Below are 20,123 nucleotides of genomic sequence, written 5' to 3' on the forward strand. Positions count from 1 at the left end.
CCGTCATTTTTGGAACTGGGGTCTATAATCTGGAACTTGAGTGCGGCTCAGTCCGCATCCCCGACGAACCGCAGCCAGTACGGGTCGCCGATCCGCTTGCCCACCCGCAGGGCCGCATCCCGCACCGCCCTGCCGAAGCGCTCGGCCGCGTCGTCACTCAACTCAGGGGCGGGCAGGGCGATCCCGATGCCGAAGATCTGGCCGGTGTCGGAGTCGACGACGGCGGCCGAAAGACCGCCCACGTTCGGCACCCACTCGCCGCGGGACACGTCCACCCCGTCGGCCCGGATCCGGGCGAGGACGGCGAGCAGCTCCTTGCGGGTGGCCGGGGCCGTGCCCGTGGAGTGCTCGAGCCGGGCGTCGACGAGCCGCATGACCTGCGCGTCGTCGAGGCGGGCGAGGAGTGCGCGCCCCATGGAGGTGGCGTAGCCGGGGGCACGGGTGCCCGCCGGGGTGTAGGCCTGCAGGGCGCCGGCCGCACCGATGCGCATGTGCAGCACGAGCGATTCGGCGCCGTCGAGCACATCCACGTAACCCGTGTACCCGGTGTCGGCGACGAGGCGGGCGACCTCCTCCTCCAGCAGGGAGACGGTGCCGCGGGACGCCCTGAAGTGGTACGAGGCCTCCATGATCAGGCCGCCGGGGCGGTAGGCGCGGGTCGCCGGGTCGCGGTCGAGGAAGCCGTACTCGGCCATCATGCTCAGCGTCCGCGACACCGAACTCTTGGGCAGCCCGAGCTCCGCCGCGACATCGGTCACGGTGACATCGCGCTGCAGATGCGCCATCAGGCGCAGCACGTCCCGTGCGTTGGCGAGTGTGCTCACCGTCTTCTGCCCTCCCCGTCTGGTCAGGGTTCGATCGTATGTGCCGGTCAGGTGCCGTCCGCACCGGGCCTTCCGCGGCCGCTCCCGTCGGTTCACATGCTGAGAACACACCCGGAGGGCTTGACGACCGGTCCCCCTCCTCCGCATGATCCAGGCTCAGGTCCAGATATTGGCATCTGGTTCCAGATTCTAGAACAACCTTGTGTGGGTGCAAAGACATCGCCCACCGTTCGTCCGTCAGGAGCACCACCATGAGCACCGACGCCGCTCGGTCGGGTCCGCCCGGCACCCGGGCCCAGCACGACGCCGGCGCGGGCCATCCCCGCGCTCTCGCCCCCGGCAATCTGGTCCTGACCCTGGTGCTCAGCGTGTTCGGCGCGATCGTCGGCGTACAGCTGATCGCCACGCTCGGCGTCACCCCCAGCACGTCACTGGTCGGCGCGCTGGCCGCGATGACGCTGGCCCGGATCCCGCTCGTGGCGTTCCGTCGCTTCCGCTCGGTGCACGCCCAGAACCTGGCGCAGACGAGCATCTCGTCGGCCACCTTCGGCGCCGCGAACAGCCTGTTCCTGCCGATCGGCATCCCGTTCCTGTTCGGCTTCGACGACATGATCGTCCCGATGCTGATCGGCGTCAGTGCCGCGATGCTGGTCGACGCCTGGCTGCTGTACCGGATGTACGACACCCCCGCCTTCCCCGCGAGCAATCCGTGGCCGCCGGGTCTGGCCGCCGCCGAAGCCATCAAGGCGGGCGACGAGGGCGGCCGGCGCGCGAAGGTGCTGGGCCTCGGCCTGGTCACGGGACTCGTGGGCGCCGTGTTCACGCTGCCGATGTCCGCGTTCGGCGTCGCCCTGATCGGCGGGCTCGGCGCGATGGCCGCGTTCGGCGCGGGGCTGCTGATCATCAGCTACGCGGAGCCGGTGTCCGGCCTCGACCTGAACGCCATGTACCTGCCGCACGGCATGATGATCGGCGCCGGTCTCGTCGCCCTGGTCCAGGTCGGCCGCACGATCCTCCAGGCCCGCCGCACCTGCGGCCCCACGGCGGCCCCGGTCGCCGCGCAGGACGGTGCCCGCCGCCTCGGCACGTCGATGCGGCTCGGCTTCGGTGCCTACCTCGTCATCTCGATCCTGCTCGCGCTCGGCACCGGCGCCGCCACACACATGAGCATCGGCATGCTCATCGGGTTCATCGTCTACGCGTCCGTCGCCGCGTTCCTGCACGAGCTGCTGGTCGGCATCGCGTCCATGCACTCCGGCTGGTTCCCGGCCTTCGCGATCGCCCTGATCACGCTGCTGCTCGGCATCCTCATCGGCTTCCCGCCCGAGGCGCTCGTCGTCCTGTCCGGCTTCACCGCGGCGACCGGTCCGGCCTTCGCCGACATGGGCTTCGACCTCAAGGCCGGCTATCTGCTGCGCGGCGAGAACGCCGACCCGGCCTTCGAGCTGGAGGGCCGCCGCCAGCAGTTGATCGCCGCGATGATCGGGTTCGTCGTCGCCATCGTCGTCGTCGCCGTCTCGTACCAGATCTTCTTCGACAACGGGAAGACCGCGCCGATCGACGCCGCCTACGTGGCCGCCATCAAGGCGGGACCGTCGACGCACACCGCCGTTCAGTTGGCCCTGTGGGCGATTCCCGGTGCGCTGATCCAGTTCATCGGCGGGCCCAGGCGCCAGCTCGGCATCATGCTCGCCACCGGCCTGCTGATCACCACGCCGATGGCCGGCTGGATGGTCGTCGCGGGCCTCGCCGTCCGCGTCCTCGCGCCGCGCATCCTGGGCCACAAGGCCAAGGAGAACCTCGAGATCTTCGCCGGCGGCGCGATCGCGGGCGACGCCCTGTACTCGTTCGGCCACGGCATCTTCACCGCAGCCAAGTAGCCGCCCCGTCAGGGGCGCGGGGAACTGCGCGAGAAGCCCCGCGCACCCGCACCCGGCCGACTCACCCTCACCACCCGTACCACCCGCACCACCTCAAGGAGCCCCCATGAAGCGCCAGCTCACCCCCGACGACATCAAGGCCGCGGTCTACGGCGGAGCCATCCTCGGCGGAGGCGGCGGCGGTTTCGTCGAGCGGGGCCTGCGCACCGCCGAACTCGCCCTCCAGGTCGGCACGCCCGAGCTGTGGACCGCCGACGAGTTCGCCCCCGAGGAGCTGACCGCGACCGTCGCCCTGGTCGGCGCCCCCGCCGCGCCGGACCCGCTGGTGCTGCCCACGCACCTGCTGCGCGCGCTGGAACTGCTCCGCCGTGACCTGCCCCGCCCGCTCGCCGCGCTGCACACGAACGAGAACGGCGCGGAGACCACCATCAACGGCTGGTTCCACGCGGCGATGACCGGCCTCCCCGTCATCGACCTGGCCTGCAACGGCCGCGCCCACCCGTCGAGCCAGATGGGCGCGATGGGCCTGCACGTCCGTGACGGCTACCGCTCCTACCAGGGCTACGCGGGCGGCAAGCCGCACACCTATGTGGAGGGCTCGGTCACCGGCAGCCTGGACGGCACGTCGAACGTGGTGCGCCGCGCCTCCGTCGAGGCGGGCGGCTGGGCGGGCGTGACCCGCAATCCGGTCGAGGTCGGCTACGCGGTCGAGAACGGCGCCCCGGGCGCCATCAGCTTCGCGATCGAACTCGGCCACCGCTTCCTGGCCGAGGGCCCGGCGGCCGCGGCCGCGCACCTGGGCGGCGAGATCACGGTGACCGGCACGGTCCGCGCGTACCGCTGCGAGCAGCGCGAGGGTCTGGACGTCGGCGTCGCGGTCCTTGACGACGCGGCGGGCACGACGCTGCACTTCGTCAACGAGTACATGACGTTCGAGGCGGGCGGTGAGCGCAAGGCGTCCTTCCCCGACCTGATCACGACGTTCGACGAGGCCGGGCAGCCCCTCGCGTCGGCGGACGTGGCCGTCGGCAAGGAGATATCGGTCCTGGTCGCTCCCGCCGCGAACCTCCTCCTGTCCCCCACGATGTTCATGCCGGAGCTGTACGCGCCGCTGGAGGACCTGCTCGGCTTCTCCTTCGCCCCGGCCGCGAAGATCCTGGCCGATGCCTGAGCGAACCGCCGACCCCGTACTCGTACGGGAGTTCTGCGACGCCCGCTGGGACGCGCAGATGCTGCCCCCTGCTCGTCGGCGTACGCGGTGACATAGTGGCGATGTTGCAGCGGGTGAGGACGGCAACAACGTGGACGCGCGGCAGAATGCAGGGCGACGAGCGGAGATGTTGATCATCCGTTCGCGTCGGTCGCATAACCGGGTTGCCGGGGCGCAGCACCCCGCCGCCGAGCACTGAGGGAATCGCACACATCCAGGAGCGGCCCTCGCGGTTCAACCGCCCCGACCGTCACGGACTTGCCCGGCGGGAGCCGTGCGGGTCCAGGAGGCTTCGTGGAAGGGCGGGGCGCGAAGCCGGTCGGCCGCGCCTCCGCACCACGTGACGTTGACACGGCACGGCGCCTGTGGATGGCCTCGGAGCAGCTGACCGGAGTGGCGCTCCCGGTCAGCGTCGGCTGACCGGGAAGCCACGGAGGGCGGGCCCGGCTCGCCGCCCCGCAGCCGGCCGTCCGCCCTTCACTGCCCGCCGCAGTGACCCGCCGCTCAGGCCGCCACCGCGGCTCCCTGTTGCGCGTAGAAGATGTCGATGTCGACCTCCTCGCCGCCGACCGTCCGAGTGTCCCACGGTCCGCTGCGAAGAAGGGTGTGGAGCGTCTCGCCGCGCAGCGTCTCCAGATGGGCGCGCAACTGGGCGTCGTCCGGCATGCCGGGCAGGCGCGGCGCCAACCGGTCCCGGATGGAGCGCAGTTGATCCATCAGCGCCTCCAGATCAGCCTCCCGGCTGTGCGTGCTGTGGGGGCCTTCGGCGCTGTCCGCCGCTTCCGTGATGCCCTGCTCGATCACTTCCTTGATCGCGGCGGTCTCCCCGTTCCCGTCCGTGGTGATCATGGCGTTCCAGGCGCGACTCTTGTGCCGGTACTGCAGCATCGACATCGCCGCCTCGTGACGAACGAAGTCGGCGTCCCTGAGCGGACGCCCGCGCCATGTCCCGCTGAGCGTCCAGGCGAGCGAAACCGCTGATGCCAGACCGCTGTTGAGGCCACGCCCCGGCCAGAAGTGGATGGCGTTGGCGGCGTCACCGAGCAGGAACCCGTACGTTCCCGGAGTCGAAGCCGTGGCCGCGTACAGGCGTGCGGTGAACCTGGTGCGCTGCACCATGTCCAGGCGAAACGCGGTGACCGCGGTCAGGTCCTCCTCGGCCACGCCGAACAGCCGCAGCCCTTCCCCTACGCGCTTCCACAGGGCCGAACTCTTGATCAGCGCGGGCAGGAACAGGGTGCGGTGGGTATCGCAGAGGAAATCGCCGTCCGCGCCACGGTTCATCACGCACGGGCGGGAGGCGATGCACTCCTCGAAGACCTGCCGGACCGGGTCGATCCCCACCACCTCCCGCGCCTCGCTGTCCGTGAGCCGCATGTTGAGGAACCCCTCGCCGCGCAGCGAGTTGAGCAGGAAACGGTTCTGCGAGACCGTGAGCAGCACGGACATCGGGTCACTCAAGCCGGACTTGACCTTGAGGCCGAGGACCACGTCCTGCAGGTGCGCGCCGTCGAGCGAGTAGATCGAGGAGTCGGCCCGGCCGAACTTGCCCGCGAAGTGCTCCCTGGTCCGCGAACGGCCTCCCTCGCAGACGGCAAGGACATGAGAGGCGGCCGCCACCTCCCGGTGCTCGACGGCGTCGAAACGCTCGGGAACCAGCCGGATCCGGCCGGACTTCTCACCGGCGAGTTCGAGAAGTGCGTCCTCGACATGCGCGATACGTATGTTGCGCGGGGCGCGGCCGTCGACGGAGTCCGCACCCGACGGCCACATCTCGCTGTACTCGCCCTCCTGGAAGAGCCGTTCCCTGATCTCCTCGGCGAGCCCCATGTACTGCCGGCTCTGCACCGTGACCACCTGCTGGCGCCGGACGTTGCCCTGCTTCGCGTCCTTCCACACCACCCGGCCACCGTCACCGTCGCCGTCCCGGGTCCAGCGCCCGTCGTACACCGTGATGTGAACCCGCCGGCCGAGCAACGACTCCAGTTGAAGCGCGAAGGCGAGACCGACCGGGCCGCCGCCCGACACCGTGACCTCAAGGACCGGACCCGGCTCTTCCACCGGCGGCGGGGTGAGCGCGTCCAGGACCGACAGATCCAGGATCGTCTCCATCGGGTCGGCCGCCTCGAAACAGAACGACTCCTCTCCGATGGTGAACAGATCGCCGGGCTGCAGCACATGCGACGTGGCCCGTTCCCCGTTCACCAGAGTCCCGTTGGCGCTCCCCCTGTCATAGAGGACGAAGCCGTGCCCCTCGCGGCGCACCTCCGCGTGCAACCGCGAGATGCTCGCATCGGAGATCACCACACTGTTCCCGCTCCTGCGCCCGAAGGTGAGCGGCTTGCTCCCGATCGCGAACCTCTGTCCGGCCAGCGCTCCCCGATGGCCGACAATCTCTGGAGGCATGTCCCCAACACTCCGTCCCAATCGTCCCGTGAGCCACACTGCCCACGCGCCCTCATCGGGCACCCCTCCGCGGACGCCGGTGGCTCTCCCCTGTCGGTGCGGTACATACGAAGGTACGGGGCAACTCGCGCACGTGTTCAGGGAACCGCCTTCCGACTGCCGTAACCGTTTCTTTCTGCTCCGGCTGCTGCAACCACTCGCCCTGAACGTCCGGGGAAACTGGGCCGAGTAGTCGGTGTCCTCCCGGACCCGGTGTCCGGGCAGCAACTCCACGTAGGATCCACCGCTGCCGGCCGCCCGGCCCCAAGCCCATGGACCGCACGGCCGGGACGCGGGCGTCGCACGGGCAAGGATTGGACCGGGGGCAGTCACCTTCCGCCTTGCTGGAAGGGGTTGGTTGGCGGGCTGTGCGGCCAGGGCTAACCATGCTGTGGCCCCGATGTGCAGGCTGGCGTACAGCTTGTCGCCGCCGCTGGTGTCCAAGCTGACGGAGGATGCCGCGACGATGCAGCACCGTCGGCGTTCGGGGAGTGCGCCTGTACAGAGCGCAGCGTGGACAGCGGTTGGTCTGCGTGTCGCTGTCGCCTGAACTGCCGCGCGTTCGCAGTACGGTCACCAGGTGGGCGGTGCCCTCGGACAGGAGGGCTCTGACCGGTGGCAGGCGATGAAGAGGTTTTCGGAGCGTCCCCTTCACCTCCCTGCGCCACGGACAAAGCCTGTGCCCAGGACCCGCACGGCCATGGCGACCGGGACGCCGAGGTCGTACTCAATGGGCCTGACAGGGAACGTTTCGTCAAGGCGTCCGCTCTTCACGGTATGAGACGTGGCAGAGAGCGCAAGGCGGGCGTGAGGCGTTCGTCGGGAACTTGACCCCTCGACGAAACGAACGCCGGTTACGGCATCGACTCGGGAGCGGCTGCCGTCGCGCTCTCTCTGCTGAAGCGTGCGAGCCAGGGGCCGTTCCGTTGCCGCGGGACAAGAACAACACTGAGCTGGTCGCACCGAGTTCTTCGGGACCCAATCGCTGTTCGCGCCGAACACTCTGACCGGCTTCGGCCGGGTGGCCAGCAGTCACGGCAAAGACCGTTGCAGTACCGGGGGGTTACTGAAGTGGCTCCGGGGCGCTCGGTCGGTGCCCGTGGGCCCGGAGCGTGTCCACGGCGATGCGGGCTGCCGTGCCGATGACGGCGTCGGCGGCAGGCAGGATCGCGGCCGTGCGCACGGTGCGGGTGAACACGGCGATGGCGTAGCGGCCGGAATCCGGGTATTCGACGACGCCGATCTCGTTGCGCAGGGTGGGCAGGGAGCCAGTCTTGCCGGCGACGTGGACGTCGTCGAAGGGGAATCCGGAGGCGAGCCGGTGAGGCCATACCTGAAGGCTCATCAGGCGCCGGATGGCGGCGCAGTGTTCGGCGGTGCCCGCGGTGTCGTTCCAGATCGCGGCGAGCAGTCGGGTCAGTTCCCGGGGCGTGCTGCGGTTGGTCTGTGCGGGGTCGAGTGCGCGCAGGCGGGCGATCACGTGTGGGTCGGCGAGGGCTTGCGCGCCGCCGAGGCCCGCATCTTCCCTGACCATGGCCATCATCGTGGCGAAGGAGTGCTGGGCCCGGGTGCGGGTCAGGCCGAGGCGGATTGTGGTGCGGTTGACGGTGTCCAGGCCGACGCGGGCCAGGAGCAGGTCGGCGGAGGCGTTGTCGCTGACGGACATCATCAGATAGGCGAGGTCGCGCAGGGACAGGCGCGCGGCGTCCTGCATCGCCGCCAGCCCGGTCGGCCCCGCGGTCCGTCCGTGCGGCCGGATGTCGATCTGTTCGGTGAGGTCGAGGGCGCCGGCGGCCGCCTGCTCGTGCAGGGCGACCAGCAGGGGCAGCTTGTGGACGCTTGCGGTGACGACCAACTCGTCAGCGTGCCAGTCGAGTTCGGCGCCGGTGTCGAGGTCGAGTGCGTGCAGCCATCCGGTGACCCCGGCGTCGGCGAAGGCCGCCCGGATCGCGGCGGGGGCGGGGGTCTCGGTCATAGCCAGTACTCCGCTGCGGGGCGCAGGTGCGTGGGGCGTGTGGGGGTGTCGGGGCGGGCGTCCGCCGTTGTGCGCAGTGCATGGTCGGCGGCGTCGGCGAAGGCGCGCACGGTGGCGTCGCCGTGTCCGCTCGGCCAGGCCGAGGAATGTCGCCACGCTAGCGGCGCCGTGGCCAGCGGGCGCCACACGAGTTCGGGGTCGGTGATCTCGGCCCGGCTGTCGCTGGGAGTGAAGGCGACGGCCGCGGCGGACAGGACCAGGCCGCGGACGAAGCTGGCGCCGCGCCCGTGCCGTACGACGGGAGGCGTGTAACCGCCGCGTGCGCAGGTCGTCAGCACATCGTCGTAGAGCCCGGGAGACCCCTCCCGGGGGAAGAGGACCAGATCGTGGCCGGTGAGGGCGGCCAGTGGCACTTCGGGGTAGGCGGCGGCGGGCGCCTTGCAGGGCAACAGGACACCGAGGTCGCGGCGGAGCACCGGGCCGAGTTCGAGGCCGGTCACATCGCACGGATGGTGCAGCAGGCCCACGTCCAGCTCGCGGGCCGCGAACCGCTCGAGCTGCTCGGCGGTCGACAGTTCGTGCAGCTCCAACTCGGTGTCCGCGTTGCGTTCCTGGAAGTGTGCCAGCACCGCGGCGACCGTGGCCCCCGCGATGTCGGGCGGCAGCGCCGCGCGCAGCAGTCCGCTCTCCCCGTCGCGGACGCGCCGGGCGGCGGCGCGCAGGGTGCCGGCCCGGGCGAGGAGTTCGCGGGCCTCGGGCAGGAGCAGTGTGCCGGCCTTGGTGAGGGCGACCTGGCGGCTGGTGCGGTCGAACAGGCGCACTTCCAGCTCCCGCTCCAGACGCTGGATGCGCTGTGACAGAGGTGGTTGCGCCATGCCCAGACGCGCCGCGGCCCGGCCGAAGTGTGACTCTTCTGCAACAGCCACGAAGCACTCGAGATGCCGGATCAGGTCCACGAACAGGAATCATATCTATTCTTGATCAATTCACAAACCATATCCGTCTTGGACATGGCTTGGTCTGTCCTGTTCTCTTCGCCGCATGACGCACCTTCCCCTCACCAGGAGATCCGCCCGCTCTCCGCTCAAGGCCACCATCGCTGTCGCCGTGGTCTGCGCCGTGGCCGCCTCCGGTGCCTACGCGGCGGGAGTGGGCCCCTTCGACCACGGTTCGGACCCTCTCGACCCGGCGGCCGCCGCGCAAGCCCGGGCCTTCCTCGCCGACTGGTCCCACGGCCGCTACGACCAGGCCGGAGCTCGCACCACCGACCCGGCCCGGGCCGAGGACGTGCTGCAGAGCTTCACCGCGGGCCTCGACATCACCACGCCGAAGCTGACGCCGTCCACAGCCAGGAGCGCCGACGACGGCACCCTTCGCGTGCCCTTCACGGCGAAGATGCCGGTGAAGGGGCTCGGTACCTGGTCCTACACGTCCCAGCTGCCACTGAGCGAGGGCAAGGACGGCAGCTGGAAAGTCGACTGGTCCCTGGGAATCATCCACCCGCGCCTGAGCGACAAGGCCAAGTTCCGTCTCGAGCGCGAGGACGCCGGCCTGCCCGAGGTCGCCGACCGCAACGGGGAGCCACTCGCCGGTGATGCGTATCCGTCGCTGCAGCCTCTGCTCGCCCAGTTCGCCGGCGAGGGCAGCTCCAAGCCGAGCGGCGCGATCCGTCTCATCGACCGCCTCACCGGGGAGACCAAGGCCACGGAGACCACGTTCGGGGCGCGGAAGAAGGACGGGACTACCCAGGGTGGGAAGGCGGACTCCACGGCGGTCAAGACCACACTGGACGCTGCCTGGCAATCGGCAGCCGATGCCGCGCTCGAGGCCGAGGCCGACGGCAGGAACGCGTCACTCGTCGCACTGCGCGTCGACAACGGCGAGGTCCTCGCCATGGCCAACTCCCCCGCCACCGGCTTCAACCGGGCCGTCTCGGGAACCTACGCGCCCGGCTCCACGTGGAAGATCGTCACCAGCAGCGCCCTGCTGCTGAAAAACGCCGTCACCCCCCAGACGGTCGTGGACTGCCCCAAGCACCTGATCGTGGGCAAGGAGTTCCACAACGTGGAGACGTCCGAGTTCCGCGGCGCCACGTTCCAGAAGGACTTCATGGAGTCCTGCAACACCGCGTTCATCAGCCTGCGCGGCAAACTCGGTGACGCGGAGAGCGGCGACGTGGCGCGCAAGTACTTCGGCATCGGCCAGGAGTGGCACGTCGGGATCCCGTCCTACGACGGGTCGGTGCCGGTGCCGAAGGACGAGACCGAGAAGGCTGCGGCCATGATCGGCCAGGGCCGCATACAGGCGAACCCTCTGATCATGGCCTCGGTGACCGCGACCGCGGCCTCCGGGCGCTTCCACCAGCCGACGGTCATGCCCGGCGCCAAGGACAGCACCTCCACCACCCCTCTCCCCCCGGCGGTGGTCAGCCAGCTCCGCACGATGATGCGCGCCACCGTCACCGACGGCACGGCGCATGTCCTGGCCGACCTCCCGGGCGAGATCGGCGCGAAGACCGGCACCGCGGAGGTCGCTGAAGGGGAGGACAACAACGGCTGGCTCGTGGCCCGGCGCGGCAACGTCGCCGTGGCCTGCGTCGTCGAACAAGGCGTCACCGGCGGCGGCTCGGCCGGACCGATCCTGCACCGCCTGCTGTCGGCCGTCCCCGACGCCCCTTCGTCAAATACCCCGCGCTGAAGCGCGGGGCTTGCACAGCGGGGCGCCACTGGCTGTGGTGCTGCGCTTGAGTCCAGTACCACGTCCGGGTCTCGGGCGTGGGGCAGGGGTGACTGGCTGCACCCCGCAGCGCCACAACTCTCGCGGCCCCTTGCGGCCGAACTTGCCCTCACCGGGCATGCCACTGTCATCCTTCGGATTCTCGTACTCGATCTCTCCAGCCGGACACGCTCCACCGGCACGGCCTCTGGAAGCGGCCGTCCTGACCGGCAAGATCCGCAACACGCGTCCCTTCACGCGTCCCTTGCCGCACACGTCACCCAGGACGGCGAACGTCTCTCCGTCCTCGTGGCCGGCACCACAGCAGCCTCTCGTCTCCACGACGCCACCATGATCACAGCGCCCCTATGCCATCGCCGACCACGTCCGCCCCGCTCGACAGGCCACTCCCCCACCTGTGGCACCTCACACAGTCCGGTGCCAAAAGCACTCACCGTCCTGCCAGCGGAGGAGGCGAAGTGGTCCGCATCGGCCGCCCCTGACCCATCTCCGTCACCGCTGGCGCAGCTCATCGAACCAGCGCACGATCGCCGACGTGGCCGCGACGTTGGACCCCAAGTGCCGGGAGCCCTGGTAGTCGACCGCACCGAGGTCGACAACCGGGGCGTCCACTCCGTTCCTGAGCAGAGCCGTTTGGCAGTGCTCGGTATTGGCGGTGACGGCCTGTTCGTCGCCGCTCGCCATGTACAGCCGAACCTGCGCGTTAGGGGCCCAATCAGTGCATACAGCGTCGGTTGTGCGCAGCGCCGCCGCTAGCGCCCCCGTCGGACGGGCGAGCAGTTCGTGGCCGTGATCGGTCAGCAGCTCATCCAGGGTGCCGGGGGTACCCCGCATCAGCTGCTCCCCCGTGTGGGCGCCGTCGAACAGCGCCTCGACGGTGCTGACATACGGGGGTCGGAAGACCTCGCCTGGACTGTCGTAGACATGGTGAAGCCGGTTGAATGCCACCAGGGTGTACGCCGCGTACAGCACGCTGGACTTGGGGTCCAGCCTGCCTTCGAGAAGTGCGGGCAGTTCCGCGCCGCCGAAGTCGTACGCGCCGCTGACGGGTGCCAGCGCAGCCAGTCTGAACCAGTGGTCCTCACCCGCCTCCAGAGCCCGCCCGAGCCCCAGTGCCGCCGAGGCGCCCTGCGAGAAGCCGGTGACCATGACGTTGCGCTCCAGCACATGTCCGGTACGGGGCGCGTAGGCGCGGGCCGCCCGCAGCATGTCCAGGGAAGCCGTGGTCTCCGAGCCAATGTCCATCCAGGGGTGCAGGCCAGGTCCCGTGCCCATCCCCAGATAGTCGGGCGCGACCCCCACAGCGCCGGCCGCGGCGTGCGCGATCACGGGTGCGGACACGAAGGCTCCGCGCTGCATGGACGGGGAGTCCCTCTTGTGACTGCCCGTGCCGTGCGCGAAGGAGACCGCGCGCAACCGTCTCTCGCTGCTGAGCGGCAGCACCAGGAGCCCACTCGCCGTGGTGGGCCGCCCGTGCGGATCGACGGTCCAGTAGACCAGCCGGTAGGCGACCACGCCGTAGCGGACGGCGCCGGCCTCGAACCCGGCCACGCCGAGCTCGGCGGCCACGGCCTGCGGAGTCTCCAGCGTGTACAGCTTCTCCGCGGACACCAGTGTGCCCCGGCCACGCTCCTTGGCCTGCGCCTGCGCGTGCACCTGGGCGTGAGCAGGAAGCGCAGCCGCGGCGACGACAGACCCGCTCAGCAGTAGGCCGCAGCAAAGGGCTGCCACGTGCCCTCTGAGACCACCGAGGTGTCGGGTCCTGCTGCGCGGCGAGAGTGAAGCAGGAATGTCCACGAGTTGCTCCAAGTGTGGGTCAGCAAAGGCAGGTTCAGCCTCCCCTGTTGCGGGACTTCGCAGCACTGGTGCAGCCCCCCGCGTTCCTCCTGGTGCCTGCCCCCGCTCTCGCGACCTCTCCAAGTTCGGGACAGCCAGATCACTGAAATTGCGCCTGGCCCAGAATGAGCTCTGCCGCTGATCTTGTAATGCTGGGCGGCTGAGCTGGGCGCCTTCAGGCGTGCGGTTCTGGGGATTTGGTGCGGGTTGTTTCCACATCTGTCGACTGTGGTGATGGAGTCGATCTGGCCTGACACGGGCTGATTATGAAGATTCCTGCATCAGAACGAATGGGGCTAATGAGGCCAGAGGAACTTACGGTGCAGAAGTCGCGGCCTCCTGGCTGCCCGCACCGCCCGTTGCCCACCGGCAGGAATGGCTGCAGCCGCCCTCACTCCACATCCGACAGACCACCACGTTCACCTCGCCCCATGCCCACTTCAACAAACAGATCAAGCGGCGGTCACAGATCGGCCGGACAGCTCCTACACTCCTGATGTAGCCGCTGGGCATGCGCCGGGCTGGTGCACTCATCGCAAACGCTGGCGTCATCCGCGTCGACGGGTCGTCGCGGATCAGCCACGGATCGTCTTCGCCGAAGAGCCGACCGGGGCGCTCGACCTCAAGTCCGGTCATGTCGTACTCGATCGGCCGCGTGCCGGGTTCGAGGCTGCGGCCGACGTGGTTTGCAGGACCGCGGTACAGCACCTTTCCTTCATCATTGGATCGGGCTGCACCGGCGTTCGATCCCAAGAGTGCACACAGCACACCAAATGCCTCACGGGTACCTATCCTCGCAGACACGGACACCGAAGCTTTGAGCACCCGAGCTCAGTCGAGGCTCGCCGGCGATGGCGTCTTCCGGCTCTGCACCAGCTCCGCGTACGCCCCATCGGCGGCGCTGAGCTCTTCATGCGTTCCCTGCTCCACTATGCGCCCCTGATCGACAACGACGATCAGGTCTGCTGAACGCACGGTGCTGAGCCGGTGCGCGATTACTACGCGGGTACAGCGGAGTTCTCGCAAATTCTGTTGGATGGTCTCCTCGGTGAGCGTGTCGAGGTGGCTGGTCGCTTCGTCCATCAGCAGGACACTCGGTCGCCCGACGAGGGCTCGGGCCAGCCCGATCCGCTGGCGCTGACCGCCGGACATTCCGCTGCCCCGCTCTCCGAGGGCGGTGAAGTATCCCATCGGCATGCGCTCGATGTCGGCCTGTAGGCAGGCGATTCTGGCCGCCTCGACCACATCGTCGGGACTCACGTCGGGACGGTTGATCCTGATGTTGTCGAGAATGGTCCCGCTGAACACTGCGTTGTCCTGGACGACCACGCCGAACCGGGAGCGCACCGACTCCACGTCGAATCGGTCGATCGGCGCGCCGTCGAGGAGCACGCGTCCCTCCACCGGCTGGTAAAGCCCGAGCATGAGCCGCGCCAGCGTGCTCTTGCCCGACCCGGACCTGCCCACGACGGCGACCGAGCTGCCGGCGGGTACGTGCAGGTTGATGGCATCGACCGCGGGCGGTGCGTCCGGCTGGTATTGGTAACGCACCGACTCCAGGCGGATATCGCCACGGACGACGGGAATCCGGGGCCGGGGCTCGGGCTGTTCCGGCGGTTCGGCAAGCACGTCGCGCAGGCGCCGTACGTGTACACCCACTCCTTGCAGGGCGTGGTACGTCCGGGAGAGCGTGGAGATGGGGCCGAGTGCCATGCCGGCCAGCGTGTTGGCGCCGACCAGCGTGCCGATGGACATGTGTCCGTCCATCACCAGCCAGGCGCCTGTCCACAGCAGCGCCAGTGGGGCGCCCAGTCGGGTCAGGTCCATGACGCCGTCCATCGTGTTGCTCACGGTGCCCTTGCGCCGGGTCGCGGCGAGTTGCCGCTCGTACAGCTCCTGCCAGCGGTCGAGGGCGACTCGTTCGGCGCCGGCCGCCTTGAGGGTCTCGATACCGGAGAGCGACTCCACGAGCTGCGCTTGCGCCAGTGTCATCTCTCCGATCTCCTGACGGCTGGCCTCTCGCACCCGGGGGGTGAAGGCGAGCGCAACGATGATCTGGCAGACGGCCGCTCCCAGCACCACCAGGGCGATGGCGGGGGCCACTTGCCACAGGATGACGATGTACAGAAGGCCCATCCCGCCGTCGAGGACGAGGGAGAGAGTGTGGGAGGTGAGTACCTCGCGCACCAGCATGCTGCTGGAGACACGCGTGAGGATGTCACCGCTGTTCCTGAGCTGGAAGTAGGGATACGGCAGCCGGAACAGGTGCCGCAGGAAAGACGTCATCAGGGTGTGATCGATCCGGTTGCGCATGTGCAGCAGCAGCTGGTTCCGGATGAAGCCGATCAGCGCCTGCCCCAAGACCAGAGCGGCGATGCCCAGCCCGATGGTGTGCATCGCCTGGGGGGAGTTGCTCGCGATCACGTCGTCCAGGATGTGCTGGGTGATCAGCGCGGGGAGCAGTCCCAAAGCGGTCAGGAGCGCGGATACACCCAGGACGCCGGCGATGAGCGAGGGACGTCGCGGGGCGTACTGGGCGAGGAAGGACAGAACCTCGCCGCGTGGTCTGGCCTTGGCCTGGAATGCGGGGCCGGGGGTGAGAGTGAGCACCACGTCGCTGAAGGAGCTGTCGAACTCCTCGCGGGAGATCTTCTTCCGGCCTTGGGACGGATCCACGATGGTGGCGCGGTGCTCCTTGATTTCCTCGAGTACGACGTAGTGGTTGAGGTTCCAGTGCAGCAGGGCGGGGAGTCTGAGCTGTGTGAGTGCCCATGGCTCCGCCCGGTATGCCTCGACCGTCATGCCGTATTCCTCGGCGACGGCGGCGAGGGCGGCGGCGTTCGAGCCGTCGCGACCGATACCGAGGCGGTCGCGCACTTCGGGAACGGTCACATGGTGACCATGCGCGCACACGAGCATGGCGAGTGCGGCGGCTCCGCACTCGGCGATGCTGTCTTGCAGAAGTACGGGTACCCGGGTGGGGGCTCCGCCGGGCCGGAACCCCACCCGCCAGCGGTCACCCATCAGAGGGCTTCCTGCCTTGACGGCGGGTCGAGCAGCAGCACGGAGGGGACCTGGTCCGGATAGGCCAGCCGCAGCAGGTTGTAGCCGACGCCGGCCCGGCCGTACATCAGCCCGGGCAGGGCGTCGGGACTGAGCTGGCCGGTGAGCCAGCCGTTCTTGCCGAGCTCCAGCAGAGCGGCGACTCCGCGCTGGACACGATGTGCGCCGGCGTCGTCCCCGCGGTGCCGGGCGGCCAGGTGTAGGAATTCCAGGTTGCCCAGGTCGCCGTGGCAGATGCTGTTGTTCCCGCAGGAGCGGAACGCCCCGTCCAGGCCGAAGTGGACTGTTTGTGCGGTGCGTTCCGCGGTCCGCAGATCCTCGTCGGCCAGGGTCCGGAGCGAAGGCGTGGTGTCGTCGGCCTGTCGGATGGCGTGGAGAATCCCCAGGCGGCTCACGCCCACGCCGGGGGCGCCGTGGCACCAGGCCATGCCGTATCCGCCGCCTCCGCCCATTTCCTCATACCGTAGATCGGGCCAGTTGCCCAGGCTGGCGTCGAGAGTGGACCGCTCGTAGCGCAGGACCTGTTCGATGATCTGGAGGTATTCGGGGCGCGGCCGCACGGCGTGCAGGCGGGCGAGCGCGTAGGCGATGCCGGCGGCGCCGTGGGACATCCCGGTGAGGGGTGCGGGGCCGAGCCTTGTCTGCCATCCGATGCCGTCGCTGGTGTGTCCGGCGGTGCGCAACAGCCGTTCGGCCGCCAGTTCGGCGGTGTGCAGGGCGGCAGACTGCGGACGTACGGCGTGCAGCGCCAGCGCCGTGAGGATTGCTCCCGCGCTGCCTCTGATGATGTCGTAACTGACGTCGTAGGCGATGTGCTGGTCGAGACTGGTCAGGGTGCGCTCGGCGGCGTCGAGGAGATCATCCCGTGCGTGGAGTGCAGCGGCGTGGGTGAGGTAGTAGATCATGCTGCCGGTCACGCCGAAGGCGCCGGCGTCGGCGTGCTCCGTCAGGGCTTCACGGAGCAGCGGGGCGGGTGCGTCCTCCATCTGCTCGACGAAGGCGATTGCCTGCCTGTGCAGGGAGTCGGCCGTGAGTTCCGCGTACTCGAGCAGGCGTGGATCGCCGCTGAGCCGCGCCGCCGTGGAGAGGAACAGGCCCATCCCGGGTGTGCCGGAGTACAGGTCTGTCGTGGTCGGGCCGACCTGCCAGATTGCCTCGTCGATGAAGTTGAGTCCGATCCAGCCCAGTCGCTGTTCGTCCTTGATGGCCGCGTCGCAGAGGCTGTGTGCCAACTGGACGGCTGCCGCCAGTGATTCCTCCGGGGCGGTGGGCCGGTCCGGGAGGCTCAGGGTGACGAGGCCGGCGTGGGGCGCCGATGCCGGCTCGAGGGAGTCGAACGCCCGGCGGATCAGCATGACTTGGGTGTCGAGGTCGTTCTCGTCGAGGCGAGCGAGCCGCCGGTGGGCGGCTTCGATGGGCGGCTCGTCGAGAACGTCGGGAATCCTGATGCCCTCGCTGTCCACCAGATCACGGGAGCCGGGCAACGACGAGAAGAAGGGGACGTCACCCCTGCGCAGGTCGCGTACCTCCGCTGGCACCAGCTGTTCCCACGACTGGGTGCCGTCGGCGGTGAGCGCCAGGCGGGCGAGAACCGGTCACGGTCCAAGGCATCGCGCAGGAAGTCGGGGTGCTTGCTGTCCTCCAGGAGGCACTGGTAGTACGCCGTGGCGCGGACGATGTGCCTCATCTCGACATCCGTGAACCGGTCGAGTACGGCCGACCAACTGCTCTTGTCCTTGACGATGGCGCGGTGGGTCCAGAGCGAAGCCCGCTTCGACTTCGGAGGCATACCCGCGGGCATCGACCACCTCGTCGCTTAGCTCGACCCTGCTGCTGGTATCAGCGGCCATCTCCACGTGCTGCTCGACGAACCGCATCTCATCGGTGCCGGTGTTCTGCGGAACGGGAACAGGGATGAGGGTCTTCTGTTGCCCTCCACTCCCACAGGGCTGGTCTCGAGCGCGTGGGCAACTCCCTCGTTACGGACGATGAGTTTGGAGGGCAGCAGACCGACTCGCAGCACGCCGTCGACCATGAGGTCATCGGCCGGCGTGGACCAGAATCCCCGGCTGTCGGCAGAGCGCCAGTGGAACAACGCCTCCATGTCGACCATCACCAGAGGATAGGCGCCGTGCGCGATGACGTTTTCGTGGTGGACGTCGACGCCGCACAGAGGGACGTGTTCCGGGGCAGAAAGCAGCGCGCGGTGCGCCAGAAGAATCCTGGAGCGCGCAGCTGTCGGCCATCCGAGCGGCACGGACTGGTGGTCCATGAAGCTGGACCACCGTAACCCTCGCCCGCCAGTGTCCTCGGCGCAACGAGGTCGTAGTCGGGGTCCTGGCCGTGGAACCAGCTCAGAACCTCTCCCCAGGCGACGTCGGAGGCAAGACCGGGAAGCTTGCAGACGAGCTTCTTGCGCGTGAAGGTCACGATGGCGACACTGCGGCCGCGGCGGTGGGTGTCACCGGCCCGCACTGGCTGTACGTCGACGAGGTCACCGAGGCCTCCGTCACGCACCGGGTGTCGAGCTCGTCGAGGTCGGCAAGAGCCGCTCGGCGAACTCGGCCCGGGACTCGACAACGTGAGGATGTCGCCGAGGTGACGCTGGGAGAACGGAGTATTCGGCCCAGAGCTCGCTCTGGGCCGAGGTACTCGCCGAGCTGCCGGACGAAGTCGGCGAATCGGTCTTCGGGGGTCTCCCCGTGCAGGCGTCCCTCGACCCGGGCGACGTTGAGCTCCAGACACCATGGTCCGCACGATGGCCGCATTGATGTCCTGCTGTGGCCAGGCTGCGCTCAGGGTGTCGGCGATACCGGCGATCCGGGACGGTAGTTCAAACAGGCGCTGATGGAGTTCGCGCTGGCTGCCGTGGATCGGAGTGCCGCGGCAGGGGCCGCCAGCGAGGTGTCGCGCCGTGGCGAGACGGGACAATGCCTCGTCCGTCTCTCCTGCTTCACCGCACGCCGCCTCAGATCCCGCGCGCCAGGAGGGACGGGTATCGACCCGCTCGCCGGCCAGACGGGCCTGGAAGTCGTCGAGGCCGAGATCCCAGAGCCACCACCGTGGCAACGGATTCGCTCCGAGCCGAAGACGTCGAGCCACCGCTTCATCTCGGCTGCTCAACGTCGGTGGCTGGCGACGGGGTCGCTCGATCTGCGGAGATACGCCACCGCGTTATGTGCCAGGGGAGAGTTACGAACAGACATGTCCTGCCTTTCCAAGGGTCCTCCCGCGCCGCCGGAGCGGCGGCGCGGAGGACCGGCGCTGTCCGGGTGCTGATCGGCAGACCACCGACAGGTGATGCTGCAGAGAGCCGGGTTGGATCATCGTGAACGTCTTGGGAGACGAGCAGCGAGCCGATGCCGAGTAGCGATCTGGGTACCGCCGCCGGCAGCGCCGGCGAGCTCGGTGACCTCGAGGTGGATCAGTCCGCGCGTCCCGGAGGTGCTCGGGCTCGCCGGGAGGGTGCTTCGGTACTCCAGGGTCTTTCAGAGCACGGACGATGTCCATGTGTTTCTCCTTAAGTGGTGTGAGGTCAGCAGCAGCCGAGGCTGGAGTAGCCCTTGGTGCCGTCGCGGGCTGCGACGCTGAGGGTCACCCCGGCGCACCACCACGAGGTCCCGCCGGCCACTTGCGACAGCTGCGTGCGGGACGTGCCGACGAGTCCGGCCGGGTTCGCGGAATCGCTTCCCGGTCAGCCCCGGAAGGGGTGGCCCGGTACTCCGGGTTCTTCATGCCTTCACTGTGTCCATTTCTTCCTCTTCCTCTTTCTCTCTTTGGTGACGGGATGCTCTCAGCACACGGCGAGACTGACAACGCACCAGGACGAGACCAGAGTCGCGGTCTTGGTCACGCCCCGAGCCCCGCTTCGCCGCCTCCTACTACTGCCGCGAGCCCTGCGAGTCGAGCTTGCTGACCCCGGGGTTCCCGACGGATGCCGTGGAGGGGTCGCCAGAGTCCGGCGGTACTCCGGGTCCTTCCAAGCTCGTACGGAATCCATTCCGATTCCTCCCTTTTGAGCTTGCTGGTGCGTGGTGCGCTGAGAGTCCCTGCCACTGCCGCTGATTGCATCAATGACGGACCGGCGGGTTCCAGATGATTTCGTTGGAACGTAATCGGAATCGACCATTCCGAGCCAGTGTCGGGACGTGTCT

The 20,123-nt window shown here is 68.9% G+C and carries 14 protein-coding genes and 1 pseudogene; 3 read left to right on the forward strand and 12 right to left on the reverse strand.

From position 1 onward, the window contains the following. Positions 1 to 47: 47 nt before the first annotated feature. Positions 48 to 824, reverse strand: coding sequence for an IclR family transcriptional regulator (locus RBJ77_RS49605; protein WP_372350973.1), 777 nt, complete (start codon positions 822 to 824; stop codon positions 48 to 50). A 251-nt stretch (positions 825 to 1,075) separates the two neighbouring features. On the opposite strand from RBJ77_RS49605, the gene RBJ77_RS49610 reads away from it, so the two are divergent. Together RBJ77_RS49610 and RBJ77_RS49615 are read left to right on the forward strand one after the other, a co-directional pair. Next, entirely contained in the window at positions 1,076 to 2,704 is a 1,629-nt protein-coding gene (locus RBJ77_RS49610; RefSeq protein WP_372350974.1) for an OPT/YSL family transporter, read from the forward strand. 106 nt (positions 2,705 to 2,810) lie between these two features. After that, on the forward strand, positions 2,811 to 3,875 hold the full coding sequence (locus tag RBJ77_RS49615) for a DUF917 family protein (protein ID WP_372350975.1): 1,065 nt from the start codon (positions 2,811 to 2,813) through the stop codon (positions 3,873 to 3,875). Between the two features lie 543 nt (positions 3,876 to 4,418). Here RBJ77_RS49615 and RBJ77_RS49620 read toward each other — a convergent pair. From RBJ77_RS49620 to RBJ77_RS49630, 3 genes are all read right to left on the reverse strand, one after another. Continuing rightward, the gene (locus RBJ77_RS49620) at positions 4,419 to 6,320 is read right to left on the reverse strand and encodes an FHA domain-containing protein (protein WP_372351541.1); all 1,902 of its coding nucleotides are present in this window, start codon (positions 6,318 to 6,320) and stop codon (positions 4,419 to 4,421) included. Between the two features lie 1,102 nt (positions 6,321 to 7,422). Continuing rightward, the gene (locus tag RBJ77_RS49625; protein ID WP_372350976.1) at positions 7,423 to 8,334 is read right to left on the reverse strand and encodes a serine hydrolase; all 912 of its coding nucleotides are present in this window, start codon (positions 8,332 to 8,334) and stop codon (positions 7,423 to 7,425) included. After that, a complete protein-coding gene (locus tag RBJ77_RS49630; RefSeq protein WP_372350977.1) occupies positions 8,331 to 9,290 on the reverse strand; it encodes a LysR family transcriptional regulator in 960 nt (319 codons plus the stop codon). The genes RBJ77_RS49625 and RBJ77_RS49630 overlap by 4 nt, the downstream gene beginning before the upstream one ends. Positions 9,291 to 9,375: 85 nt before the next feature. On the opposite strand from RBJ77_RS49630, the gene RBJ77_RS49635 reads away from it, so the two are divergent. Further along, a complete protein-coding gene (locus RBJ77_RS49635; RefSeq protein ID WP_372350978.1) occupies positions 9,376 to 11,031 on the forward strand; it encodes a penicillin-binding transpeptidase domain-containing protein in 1,656 nt (551 codons plus the stop codon). Between the two features lie 531 nt (positions 11,032 to 11,562). On the opposite strand, the gene RBJ77_RS49640 is transcribed toward RBJ77_RS49635, so the two are convergent. The 8 genes and pseudogenes from RBJ77_RS49640 to RBJ77_RS49675 form a co-directional block, all read right to left on the reverse strand. Beyond that, a complete protein-coding gene (locus tag RBJ77_RS49640; protein WP_372350979.1) occupies positions 11,563 to 12,639 on the reverse strand; it encodes a lipase in 1,077 nt (358 codons plus the stop codon). A gap of 582 nt (positions 12,640 to 13,221) precedes the next feature. Then, positions 13,222 to 13,674, reverse strand: a complete 453-nt coding sequence (locus tag RBJ77_RS49645) for a hypothetical protein (RefSeq protein WP_372350980.1) — start codon at positions 13,672 to 13,674, stop codon at positions 13,222 to 13,224. Positions 13,675 to 13,737: 63 nt separating this feature from the next. Beyond that, a complete protein-coding gene (locus RBJ77_RS49650; protein WP_372350981.1) occupies positions 13,738 to 15,930 on the reverse strand; it encodes a peptidase domain-containing ABC transporter in 2,193 nt (730 codons plus the stop codon). Then, positions 15,930 to 17,549: a type 2 lanthipeptide synthetase LanM gene (gene lanM / locus RBJ77_RS49655; RefSeq protein WP_372351542.1), complete on the reverse strand. Its 1,620-nt coding sequence runs from the start codon at positions 17,547 to 17,549 to the stop codon at positions 15,930 to 15,932. The genes RBJ77_RS49650 and lanM overlap by 1 nt, the downstream gene beginning before the upstream one ends. 17 nt (positions 17,550 to 17,566) lie before the next feature. Continuing rightward, positions 17,567 to 17,770, reverse strand: a pseudogene (locus RBJ77_RS49660) (DUF4135 domain-containing protein); the annotation flags it as partial. A gap of 15 nt (positions 17,771 to 17,785) precedes the next feature. Continuing rightward, the gene (locus tag RBJ77_RS49665; RefSeq protein ID WP_372351543.1) at positions 17,786 to 18,190 is read right to left on the reverse strand and encodes a DUF4135 domain-containing protein; all 405 of its coding nucleotides are present in this window, start codon (positions 18,188 to 18,190) and stop codon (positions 17,786 to 17,788) included. After that, positions 18,082 to 18,717 (reverse strand): DUF4135 domain-containing protein, encoded by a 636-nt coding sequence (locus RBJ77_RS49670; protein ID WP_372351544.1) that lies wholly within the window; start codon positions 18,715 to 18,717, stop codon positions 18,082 to 18,084. The genes RBJ77_RS49665 and RBJ77_RS49670 overlap by 109 nt, the downstream gene beginning before the upstream one ends. 1,045 nt (positions 18,718 to 19,762) lie before the next feature. After that, positions 19,763 to 20,098 carry a mersacidin/lichenicidin family type 2 lantibiotic gene (locus RBJ77_RS49675; RefSeq protein ID WP_372350982.1) on the reverse strand — a complete coding sequence of 112 codons (336 nt, stop codon included), beginning with the start codon at positions 20,096 to 20,098 and terminating at the stop codon, positions 19,763 to 19,765. Between the last annotated feature and the right edge of the window lie 25 nt (positions 20,099 to 20,123).

Origin of the sequence: Streptomyces sp. KL116D (assembly GCF_030766975.1) — a bacterium.
Classification (GTDB): domain Bacteria; phylum Actinomycetota; class Actinomycetes; order Streptomycetales; family Streptomycetaceae; genus Streptomyces; species Streptomyces longispororuber_A.